Below are 21913 nucleotides of genomic sequence, written 5' to 3' on the forward strand. Positions count from 1 at the left end.
TCAACAAACCCCCAACCCAAAGGATGATTCGATGACGGACATCAACTTCCCCCAGCCCGGCCAGCACACCGCCAACCCCGCCATGCAGCAGGGCGTGCGCGCCATCCAGGTGCTGCGCGCGCGGCTCAACGAAGTGCTCATCGGCCAGCAGCAGGTGGTGGACGAAGTGCTCACCGTATTCCTCGCCGGCGGCCATGTGCTGCTCGAAGGCGTGCCCGGCACAGGCAAAACCCTGCTCGTGCGCTCTCTGGCGCAAACCTTTGCCGGCGAGTTCCACCGCATCCAGTTCACGCCCGACTTGATGCCCTCCGACGTTACCGGCCACTACCGCTACGATGCGCACAACAGCCGCTTCGAGCTGCGTCAAGGCCCGGTGTTCACCCACCTCCTGCTCGCCGACGAAATCAACCGCGCCCCGGCCAAAACCCAATCCGCCCTGCTCGAAGTGATGCAGGAGCGCAGCGTAACGCTCGACGGCCACACCCACCACCTGCCCAGCCCCTTCATGGTATTGGCCACGCAAAACCCAATCGAGCAGGAAGGCACCTATCCGCTGCCCGAAGCCCAGCTCGACCGCTTTATGTTCAAGGTGATGATTGGCTATCCCGCCCCCGCCGACGAAGCGCGCATGGTGAGCGCCGTCATCAACAGCAACAACAACGACTTGCTCAGCAGCAGCCAGCCTGCCCATGTGTTTCAGCCGCAGCAGATCGAGCAGCTGAAGAAACTGGTGGCGCAGGTGGGCGTCGATCCGCAGATTATCGACTACACCGTGCGCCTGGTGGCCGCCACCCGCGATTGGCCGGCACTTTCCGTGGGCGCCGGGCCGCGTGCCGGCATCGCGCTCATCAGCTGCGCCCGCGCCTACGCGCTCCTGGCCGGCCGCGATTTCGTTACCCCCGACGACATCAAAGCCATCTGGCTGCCCGCCATGCGCCACCGCGTGCGCCTCTCCACCCAGATGGAGATGGAAGGCGTGCAGGTGGAGCAGGTGCTGAATGAACTGGCCGCTTCCGTGCCCGCGCCGCGCTTGTAAGGCCTGCCCATGAGACCGTCCAGACTGCTGGTGCTGCTGTTTGCCGCCCTGCTTGCCGTGTGCATAGCCGGCTGGCTGGCTGGCTACCTGAACGCAAACGTTGGCAACATCATCCAATATGTTGCCGGCGGCATCGCGCTGCTGCTTGCGCTTGCCGCGCTGGCGGACGCCCGCTGGCAGCGCCATCCGCCCGCGCCGAAATGGGAGCGCAACCTGCCGCACCAGTTTATCCAAGGCCGGCCGCACAGTGTGGAACTCACGCTCACCCCGCCCGCCCAAGGCCGCTGGCGGCAGGCGCAAACCCTGCTGGTGGCCGACCTCTTCCCACCCAACTGGCACACCAACACGCCGCACCTGCTCATCGACACGCAGCCCGGCCGCCTCTCCACCATCCGCTATCAAGTCACCCCCCGCCTGCGCGGCCGCGCCCGATTCGCCGGCATCGAATACTGGCTCGCCAGCCCGCTCGGCCTGTGGCAGCGGCGGCACCAGCAGGAGCTGGCCGACAAAGTGGACGTATTGCCCGATTTCAGCCGCATCCTCGGCGCCGATCTCATCGGCCTGCAACGCTGGCTTAACCTAGTGGGCGTGAAAAAACTGCCGCGCCTCGGCCTAGGGCAGGATTTCCACCAATTGCGCGACTACCAAGACGGCGACGACATCCGCAACATCGATTGGAAAGCCACCTCCCGCATGAGCCGCCCCATCGTGCGCACCTATCAAGACGAGCAAGACCAGCAGCTCATCTTCCTGCTCGACTGCGGCCGCAACATGCGCCTGCAAATGGAAGGCAAAAGCCACTTCGACCACGCCCTGCAAGCCATGCTGCTGCTTTCCTACACCGCACTCAAACACGGCGACGCCATCGGCATGCTCACCTTCGCCCATCCCGAAGCCCGCTTCGTGCCGCCGCACAAAGGCATGGAGCAGCTTGGCCGCCTCGTGCAGGGCGTGTTCGACATCGAGCCCTCGCAACAGGCCGCCGACTTTGAAAGCGCCGTCAACCTCTTGCTGCAAAAGCAGAAGCGCCGCGCCCTCGTCGTCGTGCTCTCCCACCTGAACCACGAAGACAGCCGCCACCTGCTGCAATACATCCAGCGCCTGCGCAAACACCACATGGTTCTGTTCGGCGGCCTGCGCCCCCTCGCCCCTGAAGAAGTGCGCCAACAGCCCGTGCGCAAAGAAGAAGACGCCCAAGCCTACCTCGGCGCCCTGCAATACGAAAGCCACGTGGCAGAAGCCATCCGCCACTTCGACGCCGCCCGCATCCACGCCATCAACGTGCTGCCCAACCAACTGAGCACCGAGCTCATCAACCGCTACCTCCAGCTCAAACGCCGCCAGGCCTGGTAGGGCAGGGCTGCCTGAAACCAGACAAGCGCAGCAAAGGCTACCTGAAAAATCGGCAAACTTTTCAGGTAGCCTTATGTAGCCTAAAAACATCAAACAGTATGTTTACTATTCATGTGCAGTGCTGTGCCGCCCCTGCTGGCGCAGCCGAACGGAGCGCGGTTTTTCGGGAAACAAGGGCTTGCATGTTCGAAGCGGCGAAGCCGCAAGTTGCGAGCTCGCCCGAAAAACCGTGCGGAGTGAGGGAAGTTTGCGCAGCAAACCTGTGCCCGCAGTCGCCTTTCTTTGCTTCCTTTCTTTGGCGAAGCAAAGAAAGGAAGTGCCCGCGCCGGCATGAGGCGCAAGAGTGAACAAAGCGCATCATAATGATGAAGTTGCCTGAAATTTGTTATTTGCCAGAAAATCCACCTCCTCTCCCGCGATAGAGGATTAGAAAGAGAGTCGGCAAACCAAAACTTTGCTTCCGCTCAAAGGCTACCTGAAAGCACAAGCCTCAACGCAGTTAAAACGAAGTTTCCGCAGGAAGCTGAGTTTCTGCGAAGCTAAAACCGCCAAGCGCCCAAACCCAAAATTTTCAGGTAGCCTCAAACAGAAAGAAGCCGCCGAGCTCGTGGAAAACACCCGCCGCCAAATCGCCGACCTCGTGCACGGCCGAGACAACTGCCTGCTCGTTATCATCGGCCCCTGTTCCATCCACGATCCCAAAGCCGCCCTCGAATACGCCCGCCGCCTGCTCCCCCTTCGCAAAAAATACGAACGCGAGCTGCTCATCGTGATGCGCGTTTATTTCGAAAAACCCCGCACCACAGTCGGCTGGAAAGGCCTCATCAACGACCCCCACCTCGACGGCACCTTCGACATCAATTTCGGCCTGCGCCAAGCCCGCCGCCTGCTGCTCGACCTCAACAACCTCGGCATGCCCGCCTCAACCGAATTCCTCGACATGATCACGCCGCAATATTATGCCGACCTCATCTCCTGGGGCGCCATCGGCGCGCGCACCACCGAAAGCCAAGTGCACCGCGAGCTCGCCAGCGGCCTCTCCAGCCCCGTCGGCTTCAAAAACGGTACCGACGGCAACCTCAAAATCGCCATCGATGCCATCGGCGCCGCCTCCCACCCGCACCACTTCCTCTCCGTTACCAAAGCCGGCCACTCCGCCATCGTCCACACCGCCGGCAACCCCGACTGCCACGTTATCCTGCGCGGCGGCAAAGAGCCCAACTACAGCAGCGAACACGTGAAAACCGCCGTCGCGCAGCTCGCCAAAGCCGGCGTTACGCCCAAACTGATGGTTGATTTCAGTCACGCCAACAGCCGCAAAGACTATACCCGCCAAATGGAAGTGGCCCGAGACGTGGCCGCCCAGCTCCAAAACGGCGAGCAAAACATCATGGGCATCATGGTGGAAAGCCACCTCGTGGAAGGCCGCCAAGACAAACCCGAAACCTACGGCCAAAGCATCACCGACGCCTGCATCGGCTGGGACACCACCGAAGAGCTGCTCGCCCTGATGGCCGAAGCCAACCGTGGTAGGGTGTGAACGAGGCTACCTGAAAAGCGAAGTTAAAAACGATAATATTTACAAATTCCCGCAAACTGTTAAAATCCACGCTCCCTCAACAACGTCTATTTAACAGCAGGGCAAAACAAAAATCAGGCAAACGATCCGGCTTTCCCGCCGCCGTTTGCCTCATTTTCATACACCGCCCGATGGAGAACACTCATGCAAGATTTCCGTGGAAACCCAAACGAAGACTTCCGCCAAGCCTACGCAGCCACCGCATTGGAACACGATGCCGATGAAATGGAAGTGGAGCTCGCTTCCCCTTGGCAACGGATAGGCGCCAGAATTGTGGATGTTTTACCCTTTGTCTGCATCCTTGTATTGGCTAGCATTTTGTTGCCGTTGCTGGCAGCGTCCGGGGTGGGCAAAGGGGGAGTGATAGCTTTGGCCGTCATTGCTATCGGGGCCTTCTTCGGCCTGTTGATTTACAACTTGGTCATCATGATGCGCGACGGCCAAAGCATCGGCAAAAAACTCGTGGGCATCCGAGTGATCACCGAAGACGGCGACAATCCCGGCTTCGTAAAATACGTGCTCGTACGCGAATTTGCCTACAATATGATTTTCACCATCATCGGCCTATTCAGCGAAAACTTGGGCAATCTATTAACACTCGTTGCCACCATCGTCTGCATCGTCATGCTCTTCATGGAAAGCCGCAACCGCCAAACCCTGCAAGACTTGCTGGCCAAAACCCTGGTCATCAAAAACTAAGCCGCGTCAGCCAAGCCAAAGGCTGAAAGGCTACCTGAAAACCCCGGCTTTATCGCGGACGGATTTTCAGGTAGTCTCAATCATATTTTCGATTCGCAGAAACTCAGCCTTGCTTCGCAAGACATCGGTCCACTTCGTTGAAGCTTGCGCTTTTAGGTAGCCTTTAGCCAAACCGCAGGGCAGGGCGGCCATAGCCCGCCGCGCAAGTTAAGTTCACCCGCTATAAATTGTCATTTCCCCGCCCCGGCAGTATCATTGCCCACTTTCCCCACCGCCATCCCGCCAAAGAAAACCATGAGCGCCGAACTGATTCAAGACTACCTGCAAACCCAAGGCCTGAAACTGCCGCTCGAAGCCGTGCAAATCGCTATGCTCACCGCCGGCAGCGTGATGGCCGGGGGCAGGGCGGAAATCGAGCCCGAAATCTTGTGGTATCGCGACACAGAAGCCGCCCTGGCCGACCATCTGCCGCGTACCGAAGCGCGCCACGCCCTACTGCGCCAAATCTTTATGGCGCTCGATTCCGCTTATAGCGCCAGCCCCTGCCGCAGTGCCGCCGTGTATCTGCTGCCCGCGCCCGGCAAACTCGTCCAGCTCACCGCCCAAGGCGAGCCGCTGGAAAAGCTGCTTCCCGCAGAGCAGGATTTGGAAGCCGTGCAGATTGCCCACCTGGCCGCCCGCAGCGCCCAAACCGGCTGGCTCAACCAGATCCACAACGTTGCCCAATGGCTGCAAAACGGCGATCTCGCCGGCAGCCGCCACCGCCCCGGCAGCCAGCTTGCCGTGCCCGTGTGCGCGCCAAACGGCCGCGTGCTCGGCGTGGTATATTTGGAGCACGGGCAAACCGATGCCTTCGACGAATCCGCCCAAAGCCGTTGGATCGGCCTCGCCCTTGCTTTGGCCGAACCGCTGGCCGCCCTGTTGCAAGAAGAGAGCGAAACCAGCTAAAGGCTACCTAAAAGCGCAAGCTTCAACGAAGTGAACCGATGTCTTGCAAAGCAAGGCTGCGTTTCTGCGAAGCCAAAGCGCAAGCTTCCACAAAATGAAAACCATCCCCACAAACCACCGCACACACCAAGCCAAACCATGACCCCGCTCAAATACATTGCCTCCTGCCGCCTGCCCACCGAATATGGCGTTTTCACCATGCACGGTTTCGAGCAGCCCAACGGCCAAGAACACACCGCCCTGAGTATGGGCGACATCGCCAACGGCGAGCCCGTGCTCTCCCGCATCCACTCCGAATGCCTCACTGGCGACGCCCTGTTTTCGCAAAAATGCGACTGCGGCCCCCAGCTGCAAGCCGCCATGCAGGCCGTGCAGCGCGAAGGCCGCGGGCTGATTGTTTATCTGCGCCAGGAAGGGCGCGGCATCGGCCTCATCAACAAAATCCGCGCCTACGCCCTGCAAGACCAAGGCCTCGACACCGTAGAAGCCAACCTCGCCCTCGGCCTGCCCATCGACGCCCGCGACTTCACCCTCGCCCAAGCCATCTACCAGCACCTCGGCGTAGAGTCCATCCGCCTGCTCACCAACAACCCTAATAAAATCAGCATCATGGAGCAAAGCGGCATCCATATCGTCGAACGCGTCCCCCTACAAGTCGGCCGCAACCGCGAAAACACAGGCTACCTGAAAACCAAAGCCGCCAAACTCGGCCACCTCATCGACAACTGATTTTCAGGCAGCCCATCCGCACGCAGGGCAGGGCGCATGCTCCGCCGCTTGGCCGCCATCATTTTTCAGGTAGCCTCCCGCCCGCGCCCAAAGGCTACCTGAAAAATAGCAGCCACTGAAAAATCATCCGCTTATTAAAGAGAGCAGGGCAGCACAAACGCCACGCTTCTCACAGCCCAACCCCATATCACCCACCCAAAGGCACCCAAATGACCCCATTCCGCATCGGCCAAGGCTACGACGTCCACCAGCTCGTCCCCGGCCGCCCCCTCATCCTCGGCGGCGTAACCATCCCCTTCGAAAAAGGCCTGCTCGGCCATTCCGACGCAGACGCCCTGCTGCACGCCGTCACCGACGCCCTGCTCGGCGCCGCCGCCCTCGGCGACATCGGCACCCATTTCCCCGACACCGCCGCCGAACACAAAGACGCAGACAGCCGCGCCCTCCTGCGCCAAGCCTATGCCGCCGTACAAGCCCAAGGCTGGCGCGCCGTAAACATCGACAGCACCATCATCGCCCAGCAGCCCAAACTGCGCCCCTATATCGACGCTATGCGCGCCAACCTCGCCACCGACCTCGGGCTACCTGAAAACCACATCAACATCAAAGCCAAAACCAACGAAAAACTCGGCTACCTCGGCCGCATGGAAGGCATCGAAGCCCAAGCCGTCGTATTGCTGGAAAAGGCTACCTGAAACCCAAACTGGTAGTCATTCCGTCCGGTTTTCAGGTAGCCGCATCACTCAAAGAAGCAAGTGATCATGAAATTTACCAACCTCCACCAAAATTTCATCCTCCTCTCCCCGCTCGCCATCAGGCAACATTTCGACAATCACGCCTTTTGGCCCGCCTTCATTGCCGAGCTCACCCCCTTCACCAGTAAAATCAAAGGCACACCCCGCATCGCCGCCAGCCAGTTCGACAATGGGCAAGAGCTCAAACTTGGCCGTTTATCATGGCGCGAAGAAAGCCTGCAAAAACTTGCCAACCACTACTACTGCAGCGCCAAGCCGGATACATTCTATTTCAGCTTCCTGCAAGCCTTTTTCCCCAGCCCCGTTACCTGCACAAAGCAAAACATGACACCTGGGATCAGCCTGATATGGCAACATAACTATGGCCGCCCTCACAGCGGCCTGCTGCTCAGCTTCCGTCAAGATTATTTCAACGAAATAGGCGTAACCGCCGTGCAAGTATCGCTTAGCCGCCTCAGCATACTGCTGCAAGCTGATTTACGCCTGCAAAAACAAACACAATATGCCTACCCAAGCGAGGCAGGCTTTCCTGGCGCATGGCAAGGCTGTATCATGGATTTACTTCCCGCCGATGCCGCAGAACTCACCGAAAGCGGCTGGAAGATCAACGAAGCCTTTGCCGATTGGGCAAAGTTTTGAATCACATCCATCCCAGTAAAAGGGCAGGGCGCCTGCTTACCTAAATCCCCGCCCCATAGTAGAATAAGGTTACCTGAAACCCAACAACCCGCCCGATTCCAGCCCAAGGAGAAACCCATGTCCGCCCAAGACCAACTCAAACGCATCGCCGCCGAAAAAGCCCTCGAATTCGTGCCCGAAAACGCCTACATCGGCATCGGCACCGGCAGCACCGTAAACTTCTTCATCGAAGCCCTGGCCGAGAGCGGCATCCGCATCAAAGGCGCCGTCTCCACCTCCAAAACCACCAGCAACCTATTGAAACAATACGGCATCCCGGAAGTTGCGCTCAACGAAGTAGACGAATTGCCCGTGTATATCGACGGCGCCGACGAAGTCAACCACAGCCTGCAAATGATCAAAGGCGGCGGCGGTGCGCTTTTGGCCGAAAAAATCGTTGCCAGCGCCGCCGACAAATTCGTCTGCATCGTAGATGAAAGCAAATACGTATCCCGCCTCGGCAAATTCCCCCTGCCCGTGGAAATCATCCCCGCCGCCCGCTCCCTCGTATCGCGCAAACTGCTCAAATTCGGCGGCACTCCCCAGCTGCGTATCGGTTTCACCACCGACAGCAACCACAAAATCGTCGATGTGCACGACATGCCCATCAACGAGCCGCTCAAACTCGAAGATGAAATCAACCGCATCCCCGGCGTGGTGGAAAACGGCCTCTTCGCCAGTCAGCCAGCCCACGTGCTGATCATCGGCCGCCCAAACGGCGCCGAAGTGATCAAAATCGGCGGCTGATTGCCCGGCATATCCCGCCAAACAGCAGGCTACCTGAAACCGGGGCAGGGCGGCGCACCACCCGTTGCCGCCCGCTTCCGAGCAAGAAAATAGGCATAGGGTAGGGCGCATGCCCATACCGCTATGCCGCTTCTATTCCGCAAAACCGTTTTTCAGGTAGCCTCAAGCAGCCAAAAGGCTGAAGGCTTGGCAAAATATCATTCATTCGGTTATAAAGGATTTCGCCAAGGCATCAGGCTACCTGAAAACGATGTTTCCGAAGGAAACAGAGTTTCTGCGAAGCTAAAACCCCAAGCCCGAACGCATCACCCAACGCATCAACAGAAAGCCCACATGAACAAACTGCAAGACCGAGTCATCCTCATCACCGGCGCCTCCCAAGGCATCGGCGCCGAAGCCGCCCGCGCCTGCGCCGAAGCCGGCGCCACCGTCGTATTGGTGGCCAGGCATCAGAAAAAACTAGAAAAAATCTACGATTCCATCGTTTCCGCCGGCTGCCCCGAGCCCTTTGCCGTCGTGTTCGACCTGCTCGCCGCCGAAGAAAAAGAATACGAACGCCTCGCCCAAGCCGTGGCCGAAGCCACCGGCGGCCGCCTCAACGGCATCATCCACAGCGCCGCCTATTTCTACGCCTTATCCCCGCTCGAATTCCAAACCGTGGCCGAATGGGTAAACCAATACCGCATCAACACCGTCGCCCCCATGGCGCTCACCCGCGCCTGCCTGCCCCTGCTGCAAGCCGCGCCCGACGCCTCCGTCGCCTTCATCGGCGAAAGCCACGGTGAAACCCCGCAAGCCTACTGGGGCGGCTTCGGCGCTTCCAAAGCCGCCTTAAACTACCTCTGCAAAGTTGCCGCCGACGAATGGGCGCGTTTCCCCAACCTGCGCGCCAACGTGCTCGTGCCCGGCGCCGTCAACTCCCCCCAGCGCATGAAAACCCACCCCGGCGAATCCCGCAGCGCCCGCCGCGAACCCAGCGAGCTCGCCCCCGATTTCGTGTATTGGATGAGCGAAGACAGCAAAGGCCGCAGCGGCGAGATTGTGTATCTCTAAGCACACCTGCCGATAATCAGCGCAAAAATTTTCAGGTAGCCTCAAGCGCACGAGGCTACCTGAAAATTTTTGTTTCCCGAAAGCTTGGTAACTGTTTGATGATCCAGCGGCAAGTTTCATATCCGCCGTTTGCTTGGTTTGATGAACAAACACCATTGCATCTGAGAATCGCAAACTTGCCAGCCAATATCTCCTCAAAGGCTACCTGAAAAATATCCATGCCATCTTCAAAGCCATCCCGCCCAGCAACCATACAGCAAAAATCCCACAAACCTTGCCAACTTTTCAGCCTGATATAAAAATACACCTTTACTAATATAAAACGAATGATACAAAAGTTCGCATAATGTATATTATGTGAAATTATGTGTTAGATGTTCGTAAACAGAAAAGCCGTCAAACTAGTTTCCTGGTTTGACGGCTTTGCTTTGTGTGGATTCAGCAGCGGTTAAGATGCCGCTGTCCTGCTTACGGCCGGATTATTCCAGGCCGAGTTTTTCCAGCGCGAAATCGATATCTTTGTCACCGCGGCCGGAGAGATTGACCAGCAGGCGTTTGCTACTGTCGAGCTCGGAGGCGCGGCGCAAGGCGTAAGCCACGGCGTGGGCGGATTCGAGCGCGGGGATGATGCCTTCTTCGCGCGACAAGGTGAGGAAGGCGGCGAGGCATTCGGCGTCGGTGGCGGTTTCGTAGCGGCCGCGGCCAATGTCTTTCAGGTGGCAGTGCTGTGGGCCGACGCCGGGGTAATCGAGCCCAGAGGCGATGGAATGCACGGCGGCGGGCGTGCCATCTTCGTTTTGCAGGTAGTAGCAGTTGAAGCCTTGGATGTTGCCGAATTGGCCTTTGCTCATGGTGGCGGCGTGGCGGCCGGGCTTGTCGAGGCCTTCGCCGGCGGGCTCGACGCCGACCAGGGCAACTTGTTTATCGTCAATGAAGGCGTTGAACAGGCCGATGGCGTTGGAGCCGCCGCCCACGCAGGCGATGACTTCGTCGGGCAAACCGCCCTGCTCCCGCTGGAATTGTTCGCGCGCTTCGTGGCCGACGATGCTTTGGAAATAGGCCACCATTTCGGGATACGGCGCGGGGCCGACCACGGAACCGATGGCAAACATGCTGCTGTCGATTTGCTCGAGATAGGCGGCAAACGCGCTGTCTACGGCTTCTTTGAGCGTGCCGGCACCGGCGGATACGGGCACGAGCTTGGCGCCGAGGATTTTCATGCGCGATACGTTGGGATGCTCTTTGGCGATATCGACCACGCCCATGTGGATTTCGCATTCGAGGCCGAGCAAAGCGGCGGCGGTGGCGAGGGCGACGCCGTGCTGGCCGGCGCCGGTTTCGGCGATGACTTTTTGCTTGCCGAGCTTTTTGGCCAGCAGGACTTCGCCGATGCAGTGGTTGATTTTGTGGGCGCCGGTGTGGTTGAGGTCTTCGCGTTTGAGGAAAATTTGGGCGCCGCGCCGGGAGAGGGTGCGGGCGTGGTAGATGGGGCTGGGGCGGCCGACGTAGGTGGCTTGCAGGCGTTTCATTTCGTTGATGAAATCGGCATCGCGGATGATGCTGTGGAAGCCGGCTTCGAGCTCGGCGAGGGCTTGCGCGAGGGCGGGATGGCCGATGCGGCCGCCGTGTTGGCCGAAGTTGCCTTGGGTGTCGGGGAGGACGAGGGGGTTGAGGTGTTCTTGGGGCATGGTTTTCTCCTTGTGGGGATGGACTGGATGAGAATGAAGCGATTTTCAGGTAGCCTTTTATTTCAGGTAGCCTGATGGTGTGCTACTTGCTTTTTCAGGTAGCCTTTTGTGCGGCTTGAGGCTACCTGAAAAATAATTCGGGAACACGGAAGTGTTTTCAGCCAATCTTTTCAACGCCTTCGGCACGGGTGAGCAGCATGGCGTCGCCGTAGCTGAAGAAGCGGTATTGCTGCCCGATGGCGTGGCGGTAGGCGGCGCGGATGTGTTCGACGCCGGAAAAGGCGCTCACGAGCATCAGCAGGGTGGATTTGGGCAGGTGGAAGTTGGTAATCAGGCCGTCGGCTACCTGAAAACGGTAGCCGGGGGTGATGAAGATGTCGGTGTCGCCGGCGCCGGCTTGCAAGCGGCCGCTTTGGGCGGCGGCTTCGAGGCTGCGCATGGAGGTGGTGCCGACTGCCCACACGCGTTTGCCGCTCGCTTTGGTTTCTGCTATGGCTTCAACGGTTTGGGTGGGGATGTTGTACCATTCTTTGTGCATTTTGTGTTCGGCAATTTTTTCGCTGCGCACGGGCTGGAAGGTGCCGGCACCCACGTGGAGGGTAACTTCGGCGTGGCGGATGCCTTTTTCTTGCAAGGCGGCGAGCAGCTCGGGGGTGAAGTGCAGGCCGGCGGTGGGGGCGGCTACGGCGCCTTGGTGTTTGGCGTAGATGGTTTGGTAGCGTTCGTCGTCGGCGGCGTTGGCGGCGCGTTCGATGTAGGGCGGCAGGGGCAGGCGACCGGTTTGCTCGAGGATTTGGTACACATTGAGGCTACCTGAAAATTGCAGGCGGAAGAGTTCGCCGGCGCGCTCCTGCATTTGGGCTTGGATGCCGCCGTCAAACTGCAAAATGCTGCCGGGCTTGGGGGATTTGGAAGAGCGGATGTGCGCCAGGGCGGTGTGCTCGCCTTCCACGCGCTCAATCAGGGCTTCGATGCGGCCGCCGCTGGCTTTGTGCCCGAAAAGGCGGGCTTTCATGACTTTGGTGTTGTTGAACACGAGCAGGTCGCCTGCTTCGAGCAGGCCGGGCAGCTCGCCAAACTGCCTGTCTTGCAGGGGGCGGCCGGGGCGGGCGTCGAGCAGGCGGCTGCTGCCGCGCGTGGCGGGGGGCTGCTGGGCGATGAGGTGTTCGGGCAGGTGGAAATCGAAATCGGCAAGCTGCATGGTGCGCTCGGGCTGGGGGAAAAGGCGGCATTATATAACCATTCGGCGGGCTGTATCCCGATTTGGCTGAGGCTACCTGAAAATTTTGGGGTGGTGATTTTCAGGTAGCCTTAGTTATAGTGGATAAAATTTAAATCAGGACAAGGCGACGAAGCCGCAGACAGTACAGGTAGTACGGCAAGGCGAGGCAACGCAGTCCTGGTTTAAATTTCATCCACTATATTGCGCCGCCCTGCCCTGCCCGTTTTGCCCGCCTGTTCTGCAAAAATCGGCTAAAACCCTTGCCAGACGGGCTTAAAGCGGCTACCTTTCGGCTGGTTTGGATTCCTCCGCGCGGCTCAATGATGATTACACGGCTCTACTCCGGCAAATTCTGGCTGAAAACCCTGTTTTTCGGCCTGCTTGTGCCGTTGTTGGTGTGTTTGGGCGCGCATTTCGGGCTGCGGCACCTGTTTAGCGAGGCACATATCCGCCAAGCCGCCGATGCTGCGCTCTCGGGCAGCGGGCGCCAATTCGTGTTTCACGGCGGGCAAATCGAGCGCGGCTGGTTTCCCTACCCCCATGTGGTGCTGCACCAAGTGGGCCTCACCCGCCCGCAAAACCAAGGGCCGGCGCTGAATGCCGAATCGATGCAGATTTCGTTTGGCTGGTCGGCATTATGGGGCAGCACCGACATCCACAGCCTGAGCCTGAACGGCGCCACCGTATATATCCAGCAGCTGGAAAACGGGCGCTGGGAAGTGGCCGGCTTCACCGCTGACAGCTCAGGCAACCACGCCCTGCCCCAGCGCATCGAGCTCGACAACAGCAGCCTGCGCATCCAGTACGGCGAGCAAAAACAATCCCTGCGCCAGGTATCCGGCTTTATCGACCGCGGTAGCGGCAGCTTCGACCTCACAGCCAGCCTCTTCACCCCCCAAGAATACCGCCTGCAAGCCGCCGGCAGCTACGACGGCAGCCATATCGAGCAGCTCCAAGCCAGCCTCGCCGGCTACCTGCCCGGCGGCCAGCCCTTCACCGCCTCCTGGCAAGGCAACGCCGACTACACCGCCGAACAAAGCCGCCTCAACACCCAAGAAGGCCGGCTCAGCATGCAGATTCCCGGCTGGGCGCTCAGCTTCACCGGCAACACCCGCAACTGGCAGATTTCCCCCGCCGGCATCGTCCTGCCCGAAACCCACATCGTCTTCACCAGCGAGCCCGAATCCGGCCAAGACAGCGCCGCCCCGCTCCACTCCGGCAGCGGCAGCATCAACAAAGCCGCCTACCATTACCCCAGCCGCACCCTCGAAATCGGCGGTTTCCAAATCAACGGCACCTTCGAGCAAAGCGGCGCCAGCAGCAGCTACAGCGCCAACGGCCAATTCCAAACCCTGCCCGATGGCGGCTTCCAAGCCGACAACCTCTTCCTCAACACCCGCCACACCGCCACCCCCCGCAGCATGCCCTCCTGGGTAGGCCAATGGCGCGGCAGCATCGCCGGCAAAGCAGACGGCTGGCAGGCACAGCTGCAAGGCAGCCTCGACAACAACGAAGGCTACCTGAAAATCTCCGGCCGCCCCGGCGAAGAGAACTACACCATCGACGCCGAAGCTCGCCTGGCCAAACTCTCCCTCAACGGCTACCTCCCCGACAGCGGCAACCCCGAAGACACCGCCGAGCCCCTCTGGCTCAAATACTGGCCGCAAGCCCTGCGCCGCCGCCAAATCCGGCTCACCCTCGACGTCGGCACCCTCGAAAGCGCCGGCCTGCAAATCCAAAACTTCCACTCTGCCCTACAGCTCGACGCCCAACAACTGCGCGCCGAATCCATCCGCATGCAGCTCTACGAGGGCCAAGCCACCGGCAGCGCCACCCTCCATTCCGGCAGCCGCCCCAAATGGGAAGCCGCCCTCCACTTCAGCAACATCCAAATCAAACCCCTGCTGCAAGACGCCTTCCGCTTCAACCACCTCAGCGGCCGCGGCAACGCCACCTTCCAAATCGGCGCCGAAGGTCTCAACCGCAGCGAATGGCACACCACCCTCGCCGGCCAAGGCCAAATCATGCTCGACAACGGCGCCTGGCAGGGCATCAACCTTGGCAAACTCCTCAACCAGCCCGCCAACCTCCCCGCCCAAAGCCTCATCCGCTACAACGCCGAAAGCAGCACCCCCTTCCGCCACTTCAACATCGAAGCCAGCGTAGAAAACAGCATCGGCACCACCCCCCGCCTCAGCCTCAGCAGCGACAGCCTCAACCTCAGCGGCCAAGGCAACTTCGACATCCGCAACAACACCCTCAACTACGCCATCCTCGCCAGTGCCGGCCACGGCCTGTGGCTGCCCCTCAAAATCAACGGCAGCATCAGCCGCCCCAGCTTCGCCCTCGACTACCAACGCATCACCGGCAACCTGCAAACCCCCGAGCAAAAACAGCGCGCCCTGCAAGACGTGCTGCAACAGCAGTGGCAATGGATACAAAAACTCCCCGAAAACACCCAACCATGACCCCAGCCCTCATCTGGCAAAGCATCCCCGCCGAGCAGGAACTTGCCGCCGCCCTCCTTCGCTATCCCCAAGCTGCCTGCATTTTTCTCAGCGACGATTTTTCAGGTAGCCTCCAGCAGCCCGGAAAAGGCTACCTGAAAACCTGCGCCGCCCCCGCCGCCAACTTCATCCCCGCCCACACCAATCCGCTGCAACGCGACCTCTACCTGCTGCCCGCCTCCGCCGCCGAAACCTTGCAACAATACGGCTTCGGCACACTGCTCTGGCAAAACCGCCCGCCCGCGCCACAGCAACCGTGCCAAAATAAACCCTGGCAAATCGCCCCGCCGCCCCTGCCGATCGAGCGCGTGCTGATTATCGGCGGCGGCATCGCCGGAGCCACCACCGCCCACGCCCTCGCCCGCCGCGGCATCGAAAGCCTGATCCTCGAACAAGAAGCGCAGCCCGCCCGCGCCGGCTCCGGCAACCGCCAAGGCCTGCTCTACGCCAAAATCTCCGCCCACCCCACCCTGCAAACCCGCCTCCTGCTCGGCAGCTACGGCTACAGCCGCCGCCTGCTCGAACACGTCCTGCCCGCCAGCCCAGATTGGCAGCCCTGCGGCGTATTGCACCTCAACCACAACGAAGGCGAAACCCGCCGCAACCGCCAGCTGGCCGCAAAAAGCGCCAACCGCCATCTGTATCACGCCGTGAGCGCCGCAGAAGCCGCCGCCCTGGCCGGCATCCCGCTGGCCGGGCAAGACGGCCTGTTTTGGCCGCAAGGCGCGTGGCTCAACCCGCCCGCCTTCGCCGCCGCCCTGCTCGAATCTCCCCGCATCCGCCTGCTCACCCGACACCGCCTCACCGGTCTGCAACGCCACGGTAAGGAATGGCGGCTGGCCGTCAACACCCCGCAAGGCGAGCAAATTTTTTCAGGTAGCCACATCATCTTCTGCTGCGGTGCCGAGCAATTGGCCGATATTTTGCCCGAAGCCCTGCCGCTGCAATTTATCCGCGGCCAAACCAGCCTGGCCGGCGCCTCGCCCTTCAGCCGACGCCTGCGCTGCGCCCTGAGCGCCGACGGCTACATCTCGCCCGAATACCTCGGCCAACACTGCTTCGGCGCCAGCTTCGTGCCCAACAGCCGCAGCAGCGCCATCGTTTCCGCCGAAGATGATGCCAACCACGCCAAACTCGCCCGCCTCTCGCCCGAGCTGGCCGCCGCCCTGCCTAACTACCAAGCCGGCCACGCCGCCGTGCGCGCCGACTGCTACGACCACCTGCCCGCCGTGGGCGCACTGGGCGACTGGGCGGCCATGCGCCTGCAATACGCCAAGCTCGCGCACGACAAAAACTACCCCCTGCCCGAGCAGCCCTGCCCCCATCTGCCCGGCCTGTTTGCCAACAGCGGCCACGGCAGCCGCGGCCTGGCCACCGCCCCGCTGTGCGGCGAGCTGGTGGCGGCGCAAATGCTCGGCCAGCCGCTGCCCGCCGAGCCGAAAGTGGCCGCCGCGCTTGCGCCCAACCGCCTGCTCATCCGCCAAATCATCCATCATCAAACCGCTTTGTAATCAAACTTATGCCGCACAACCAACAAAATTTCTTCGCCCAGCCGCACCCGCTGCTGGAGCAGCTCCGCGCCCGTTCCGGCAGCAGCGAAATGCAGGCCGGCAATTCGGTGGTGCTGCTGAAAGACAGCGGCGAAAACTTCCCCGCCTGGCTGGAAGCGATTGAGGCGTCGGAAGAATATGTGCTGATTGAAATGTATATTTTTGCCGCCGACGGTTTCGGCCGCCGCCTGCGCGATTTGCTGATAGAAAAATGCCGGCAGGGCGTGCGCGTGGTGTTGGTGTACGACTGGCTGGGCAGCCTGTGGCCGGTGTTACGCTGCTTTTTTGCGCCGCTCAAGCAGGCGGGTGCAGACGTGGTGGCCTACAACCCGCTCGGTTTCGCCAGCGGCTTCGGCCTGTTTTCGCGCGATCACCGCAAATCGATTGTGATCGACGGGCACACGGCTTTCGTGGGCGGGCTGTGCGTGTCGTCGGCGTGGGAGGGCAACCCGGCCGAGGGCGTGGCGCCGTGGCGCGACACGGGCTTGAAGCTGCAAGGGCCGGCGGTGGGCGAAGTGATTCAGGCTTTGTCCGACACCTTGCGCTCGCAGGGCAGAAGGCTACCTGAAAATATCCGCCGCCGCGGCCGCGAGCATGCCGGCACGGTGCGCGCGGGCGTGATTGCCACCACGCCGAGCAACAATAACATGATGCGGCTGGATTTAAACGCGCTGGCGCTGGCCAACCGCAACCTGTGGCTCACCGACGCCTATTTCATGCCCACCCGCCTCTACACCCAGGCGCTCATCAACGCCGCCAACGACGGCGTGGACGTGCGCATCCTGGTGCCGCGCACTTCCGACATCCGCTGGATCGGCCGCGTGTCGCGCACGCGCTACCGCAGCCTGCTCGAAGCCGGCGTGCGCGTGTTTGAGTGGAACGGGCCGATGATTCACGCCAAAAGCGCCATCGCCGACGGCCAGTGGGCGCGAGTGGGCTCCACCAATCTGAACTTCGCCAGCTGGCACATCAACCGCGAATTAGACGTGGTAATCGAAGACCCGGTAGTGGTGCGGCAGTTGGAGCAGATGTTTTTGGAAGACCTCAGCAACGCCACCGAAATCGTGCTCAACGAAAGCGAACGACGCGCCGCCATCCAGCGTCGCCACCTGATGCTCTCGCGCCGCCGCATCACCAACCGCCAGCAGGCGCAGGCCGCCGCGCGCCAGCTCTTGCAGCTCTCCAGCGTGTTTCGCGGCAATTTCTACGGCACGCGCACGGTAGACGAAAACGAAGCCAAGTCTTACCTGAGCTTGGGCATTGCCATGCTGGCGGTGGTGGCGCTGCTGTGGTTTGCGCCCTATATCTTGGTGGCGCCGGTGATGTTTCTGCTGCTGGCCAGCGGCCTTTCCACCACCATCCACGCCGTGCGCCAGCTCCTACGGTTCCGCCGGCAGAAAAAATCTGCCGATACGGCAAACAAGCCGCCGCCCGCCTAAGCAGGCAAGAGGCTACCTGAAAAAATAAATTCAGCGTATTCGCTAAACTAAGCCTGCGTTGCCCTTCCTTATCCTGATTCATACTGAATCCGATATCAGTTTGCTTTGCGCTTTATTTTTCAGGTAGCCCTACCGATTTTCAGGTAGCCTCTAAACATTTAAATCGGCAAAGCCGCCATAGCCCTTAGCTATGATTACTGGAAATGTTGGGCGGAATCGGCATAAAATAGCCCTACATTAAATATGGCTATTGATTTCTATCAGAGTGATAGATTCTTTCTTTCTATTATTGATAGAAATTCCTATTTGATATACTATACGGCGCAGGCTGATGCCTATACCGAAGCAATATCGTTCAAGCGAAATTTAAGTTTAGGAGAAAACAATGCGTCGATTTTTATCCGTGCTGTGCGTGTTGGCCGCCATGGGCGCCGCCGCGCCGGCCTATGCCAAATTCAAAGTGGTCACCACCTTCACCGTCATCCAAGACATCGCGCAAAACGTGGCGGGTGATGCGGCCACGGTGGAATCGATTACCAAGCCCGGCGCGGAAATCCACGACTACCAGCCCACCCCGCAAGACATCGCCAAAGCCCAATCCGCCGACTTGGTGTTGTGGAACGGGCTGAACCTGGAGCGCTGGTTTGAGCGCTTCTTCCAAAACGTGCGCAACAAGCCGGCAGTGGTGGTTACCCAAGGCATCACGCCGATGTCGATCCACGAAGGCCCCTACCGCGGCACGCCCAATCCGCATGCCTGGATGTCTACGCGCAATGCTTTAACTTATGTTGAAAACATTAAAAACGCGTTAATCAAACACGACCCGCGCAACGCCGCCACCTACACCCGCAACGCCGCCGCCTACGCCCAGCGCATCCGCAACTTAGATCGCCCGCTGCGCGAAAAACTGGCGCGCGTGCCGCAAAACCAGCGCTTTTTGGTAACCAGTGAAGGCGCCTTCAGCTATCTGGCGCGCGATTACGGCTTCAAAGAAGTGTATCTGTGGCCGATCAACGCCGAGCAGCAGGGCACGCCGCAGCAGGTGCGCCGCGTGATCAATACCGTGCGGCAAAACCATATCCCGGTGGTGTTCAGCGAGAGCACCGTGTCGCCGCGCCCGATGCGCCAAGTGTCGCGCGAAACCGGCGCCAAATACGGCGGCGTGCTGTATGTGGATTCGCTTTCCGCCAAAAACGGCCCGGTGCCCACTTATCTCGACCTGCTCAACACCACGGTTTCCACCATTGTTAGAGGATTCGGAAAATAATGCCAAACCAACCCGCTGCCTCCATCCGCGTTGAATCGGTAACGGTTCGCTACAGCAACGGCCACACCGCCATCCGCGACGTGTCTTTCTCTCTGGAAGGCGGCACCACCTGCGCCTTAGTGGGCGTGAACGGCAGCGGGAAATCCACCCTGTTTAAAAGCCTGATGGGGCAAATCAAGCCGCGCGAGGGCGAAATCCGCCTGTGCGGCTTGCCCGTGTTGCAGGCACTCAAGCACAACCTGGTGGCCTATGTGCCGCAGAGCGAGGAAGTGGATTGGCAATTTCCGGTGTCGGTGTACGACGTGGTGATGCAGGGGCGTTATGGCTACCTGAATTTTCTGCGCCTGCCCAAAGCGGAAGACAAACGCAAGGTGCAGGAAGCGATGGAGCGGGTGAACATCGCACACTTGGCGCACCGGCAAATCGGCGAGCTTTCCGGCGGGCAAAAGAAACGCGTGTTTCTGGCGCGCGCGCTGGCGCAGCAGAGCAAAATCATCCTGCTGGATGAGCCCTTCACCGGCGTGGACGTGAAAACCGAAGACGCGATTGTGGAGCTGCTCGGCCAGCTGCGCGCACAGGGGCACCTGATTTTGGTGTCCACCCACAACCTCGGCATGGTGCCCGATTTCTGCGACCAAGTGGTGATGATCAACCGCACTGTATTGGCCGCCGGCAGCACCGAAAGCACTTTCAACCAGCACAACCTCGAGCTGGCCTTCGGCGGCGTGCTGCGCCACTTCCGACTCTCCGGCAGCCACCTGCACGACGACGAAGACCAGCGCGTGGTTACCGTGCTCACCGACGACGAACGCCCCGCCGTGTTCTACGGCCAAACCAAAAACGACCCGCCTGCCGTGCCCTGCTGCAACGGCGCCAAGGCCGGCTGTGCGGAGCAGTCCGCTGAAAATGCGGATAAAAATGAAAACGCGGGAGAAGGCTCATGCTAGAAATGCTGCTGGAGCCGTTTGCCTACGAATACATGGTGAAGGCCATCGTGCTGAGCGCGGCGGTGGGCGGAATTTGCGCGTTTTTGTCGGCTTATCTGATGCTTAAGGGCTGGTCGCTGATTGGCGATGCGCTGTCGCACTCGGTGGTGCCCGGCGTGGCGGTCACTTATGCGCTCGGTCTGCCCTATTCCGCCGGCGCGTTTGTGTCAGGCATTTTGGCGGCGCTGTCGATTTTGTGGATTAAGGTACTGACCCACCTGAAAGAAGACGCCATTATCGGCTTTATTTTCACCACCTTCTTCGCGGTCGGGCTGTTTATCGTGTCGGTGAACCCGACTTCGGTAAACGTGCAGGAAATCGTGCTCGGCAATATTTTGGGCATTGCCGACGAAGATATTTTTCAGGTAGCCATCATCATCGGCGTGTGCCTGCTGTTTTTGCTGCTCACCTGGAAAAACCTGCTCCTGGTGTTTTTTGATGAAACGCAGGCGGTGGCGGTGGGGCTGTCGCCGCTGCGCTATAAGATTTTGTTTTTCTGCCTGCTCAGCGCCTGCGTGGTGGCCGCGCTGCAAACCGTGGGCGCGATTTTGGTGATTGCTATGGTGATCACGCCCGGCGCCACCGCCTACCTGCTCACCGACCGCTTCGGCAAGCTGGCGCTGATTGCCGTGGCGCTGGGCATCGGCACGTGCGCCGTTGGCGCCTACATCAGCTTTTTCCTCGACGGCGCCACCGGCGGCGTAATTGTGTGCCTGCAAACCCTACTGTTTTTGCTGGCTTTTGTGTTTGCGCCCAAATACGGCCTGCTGCGGCAGAAGTTCGGCGCCATGCCGCCCATCGAAGAAGAAACGGAGGCCGGCCGTGTCTGAAATCATCAATTGGTTTGCCGAGCCGCTGGCCTTCCCCTTTATGCAAAATGCGCTGCTCACCGCGCTGATTGTGTCCATCACCTGCGGGCTGCTCTCCTGCTATCTGGTGCTCAAAGGCTGGTCGCTGATGGGCGACGCGGTGTCGCATGCTGTGCTGCCCGGCATCGTGGTGGCATTTGTGCTCGGTATTCCGCTGGCCGCGGGCGCATTTGCTTCCGGGCTCTTGTGTTCGGTGGGCGTGGGCTACCTGAAAAACAACAGCCGCCTAAAGGAAGATACGGTGATGGGCATCGTGTTTTCCGGCATGTTTGCGCTTGGTATCGTGTTATTTACCAAAGTGGAAACCGACCAACACCTCACCCATATCCTGTTTGGCAACGTGCTGGGCGTGAGCCGCGAAGAGCTGCTGCAAACCTTCGCCATCTGCGCCGCCGTGGCGCTGCTTATCCTGCTGAAACGGCGCGATTTCCTGCTCTACTGCTTCGACCCCACGCAAACCCGCATCGCCGGCCTGCACCCGCAGCTCTTGCACTACGGCCTGCTCACCCTGCTCGCCCTCACCATCATCACCGCCATGCAGGTGGCCGGCGTGGTGCTGGTGGTGGCCATGCTCATCTCCCCCGGCATCACCGCCTTCCTGCTCACCAAACGCTTCGACCGCATGATGATCATCGTCGTGTTCGCCTCCGTGTTCACCAGCCTGGCCGGCACCCTGCTCAGCTACCACCTCAATTCTGCCACCGGCCCCAGCATCGTCATCTTGCAGGCCATCTTATTCGTGCTCGCGCTGGGCTGGGCCAAACTGCGGCAGGCGTTTGACAAAAAAGAAGAAACCGCTGCCGAATGA

Annotated in this window: 20 protein-coding genes; 17 read left to right on the forward strand and 3 right to left on the reverse strand. The window is 60.2% G+C overall.

Features of this window, described 5'->3' with window-relative positions; all coding sequences use genetic code 11:
• Nucleotides 1-31: 31 nt before the first annotated feature.
• The 10 genes from LG371_RS07465 (at nt 32) to LG371_RS07510 (ending at nt 9577) form a co-directional block, all read left to right on the forward strand.
• Nucleotides 32-1036, forward strand: a complete 1005-nt coding sequence (locus tag LG371_RS07465; RefSeq protein ID WP_067593758.1) for a MoxR family ATPase — start codon at nt 32-34, stop codon at nt 1034-1036.
• Nucleotides 1037-1045: 9 nt separating this feature from the next.
• Nucleotides 1046-2389, forward strand: coding sequence for a DUF58 domain-containing protein (locus tag LG371_RS07470; RefSeq protein ID WP_067593761.1), 1344 nt, complete (start codon nt 1046-1048; stop codon nt 2387-2389).
• Between the two features lie 454 nt (nt 2390-2843).
• The gene (locus tag LG371_RS07475; RefSeq protein ID WP_305054842.1) at nt 2844-3929 is read left to right on the forward strand and encodes a 3-deoxy-7-phosphoheptulonate synthase; all 1086 of its coding nucleotides are present in this window, start codon (nt 2844-2846) and stop codon (nt 3927-3929) included.
• Nucleotides 3930-4112: 183 nt separating this feature from the next.
• Entirely contained in the window at nt 4113-4667 is a 555-nt protein-coding gene (locus tag LG371_RS07480) for an RDD family protein (RefSeq protein ID WP_225748175.1), read from the forward strand.
• A gap of 255 nt (nt 4668-4922) precedes the next feature.
• Nucleotides 4923-5615: a GAF domain-containing protein gene (locus tag LG371_RS07485; RefSeq protein WP_225748176.1), complete on the forward strand. Its 693-nt coding sequence runs from the start codon at nt 4923-4925 to the stop codon at nt 5613-5615.
• A gap of 138 nt (nt 5616-5753) precedes the next feature.
• Nucleotides 5754-6344, forward strand: coding sequence for a GTP cyclohydrolase II (gene ribA, locus LG371_RS07490; protein ID WP_225748177.1), 591 nt, complete (start codon nt 5754-5756; stop codon nt 6342-6344).
• Between the two features lie 209 nt (nt 6345-6553).
• Nucleotides 6554-7039, forward strand: coding sequence for a 2-C-methyl-D-erythritol 2,4-cyclodiphosphate synthase (gene ispF, locus LG371_RS07495; protein WP_067593775.1), 486 nt, complete (start codon nt 6554-6556; stop codon nt 7037-7039).
• A gap of 66 nt (nt 7040-7105) precedes the next feature.
• Nucleotides 7106-7738 (forward strand): hypothetical protein, encoded by a 633-nt coding sequence (locus LG371_RS07500; protein WP_225748178.1) that lies wholly within the window; start codon nt 7106-7108, stop codon nt 7736-7738.
• A 117-nt stretch (nt 7739-7855) separates the two neighbouring features.
• Entirely contained in the window at nt 7856-8524 is a 669-nt protein-coding gene (rpiA, locus tag LG371_RS07505; RefSeq protein WP_067593781.1) for a ribose-5-phosphate isomerase RpiA, read from the forward strand.
• 333 nt (nt 8525-8857) lie between these two features.
• Entirely contained in the window at nt 8858-9577 is a 720-nt protein-coding gene (locus LG371_RS07510; protein ID WP_067593784.1) for an SDR family oxidoreductase, read from the forward strand.
• A gap of 55 nt (nt 9578-9632) precedes the next feature.
• On the opposite strand, the gene LG371_RS07515 is transcribed toward LG371_RS07510, so the two are convergent.
• The 3 genes from LG371_RS07515 to queA all read right to left on the reverse strand — a co-directional run bounded on the left by LG371_RS07515 (nt 9633) and on the right by queA (nt 12466).
• Nucleotides 9633-9884 (reverse strand): hypothetical protein, encoded by a 252-nt coding sequence (locus tag LG371_RS07515; RefSeq protein WP_225748179.1) that lies wholly within the window; start codon nt 9882-9884, stop codon nt 9633-9635.
• Between the two features lie 172 nt (nt 9885-10056).
• Nucleotides 10057-11265, reverse strand: coding sequence for a tryptophan synthase subunit beta (gene trpB / locus LG371_RS07520; RefSeq protein ID WP_067593787.1), 1209 nt, complete (start codon nt 11263-11265; stop codon nt 10057-10059).
• Between the two features lie 157 nt (nt 11266-11422).
• The gene (gene queA / locus LG371_RS07525) at nt 11423-12466 is read right to left on the reverse strand and encodes a tRNA preQ1(34) S-adenosylmethionine ribosyltransferase-isomerase QueA (protein WP_067593790.1); all 1044 of its coding nucleotides are present in this window, start codon (nt 12464-12466) and stop codon (nt 11423-11425) included.
• Nucleotides 12467-12807: 341 nt separating this feature from the next.
• Here queA and LG371_RS07535 point away from each other — a divergent pair, with 341 nt between their 5' ends.
• The 7 genes from LG371_RS07535 to LG371_RS07565 all read left to right on the forward strand — a co-directional run bounded on the left by LG371_RS07535 (nt 12808) and on the right by LG371_RS07565 (nt 21913).
• On the forward strand, nt 12808-14955 hold the full coding sequence (locus LG371_RS07535; protein ID WP_067593793.1) for an AsmA family protein: 2148 nt from the start codon (nt 12808-12810) through the stop codon (nt 14953-14955).
• On the forward strand, nt 14952-16505 hold the full coding sequence (mnmC, locus tag LG371_RS07540) for an FAD-dependent 5-carboxymethylaminomethyl-2-thiouridine(34) oxidoreductase MnmC (protein WP_225748180.1): 1554 nt from the start codon (nt 14952-14954) through the stop codon (nt 16503-16505). The genes LG371_RS07535 and mnmC overlap by 4 nt, the downstream gene beginning before the upstream one ends.
• 8 nt (nt 16506-16513) lie before the next feature.
• Entirely contained in the window at nt 16514-17983 is a 1470-nt protein-coding gene (locus LG371_RS07545) for a phosphatidylserine/phosphatidylglycerophosphate/cardiolipin synthase family protein (RefSeq protein ID WP_225748181.1), read from the forward strand.
• Between the two features lie 385 nt (nt 17984-18368).
• Complete coding sequence (locus tag LG371_RS07550) at nt 18369-19250, forward strand: metal ABC transporter substrate-binding protein (protein WP_067593801.1); 882 nt, start codon at nt 18369-18371, stop codon at nt 19248-19250.
• Complete coding sequence (locus tag LG371_RS07555; protein WP_067593804.1) at nt 19250-20197, forward strand: ATP-binding cassette domain-containing protein; 948 nt, start codon at nt 19250-19252, stop codon at nt 20195-20197. The genes LG371_RS07550 and LG371_RS07555 overlap by 1 nt, the downstream gene beginning before the upstream one ends.
• A complete protein-coding gene (locus LG371_RS07560; protein ID WP_225748182.1) occupies nt 20191-21066 on the forward strand; it encodes a metal ABC transporter permease in 876 nt (291 codons plus the stop codon). The genes LG371_RS07555 and LG371_RS07560 overlap by 7 nt, the downstream gene beginning before the upstream one ends.
• Nucleotides 21059-21913, forward strand: a complete 855-nt coding sequence (locus LG371_RS07565) for a metal ABC transporter permease (RefSeq protein WP_067593810.1) — start codon at nt 21059-21061, stop codon at nt 21911-21913. The genes LG371_RS07560 and LG371_RS07565 overlap by 8 nt, the downstream gene beginning before the upstream one ends.

It is taken from the genome of Eikenella sp. Marseille-P7795 (assembly GCF_916618725.1).
GTDB lineage: Bacteria > Pseudomonadota > Gammaproteobacteria > Burkholderiales > Neisseriaceae > Eikenella > Eikenella longinqua.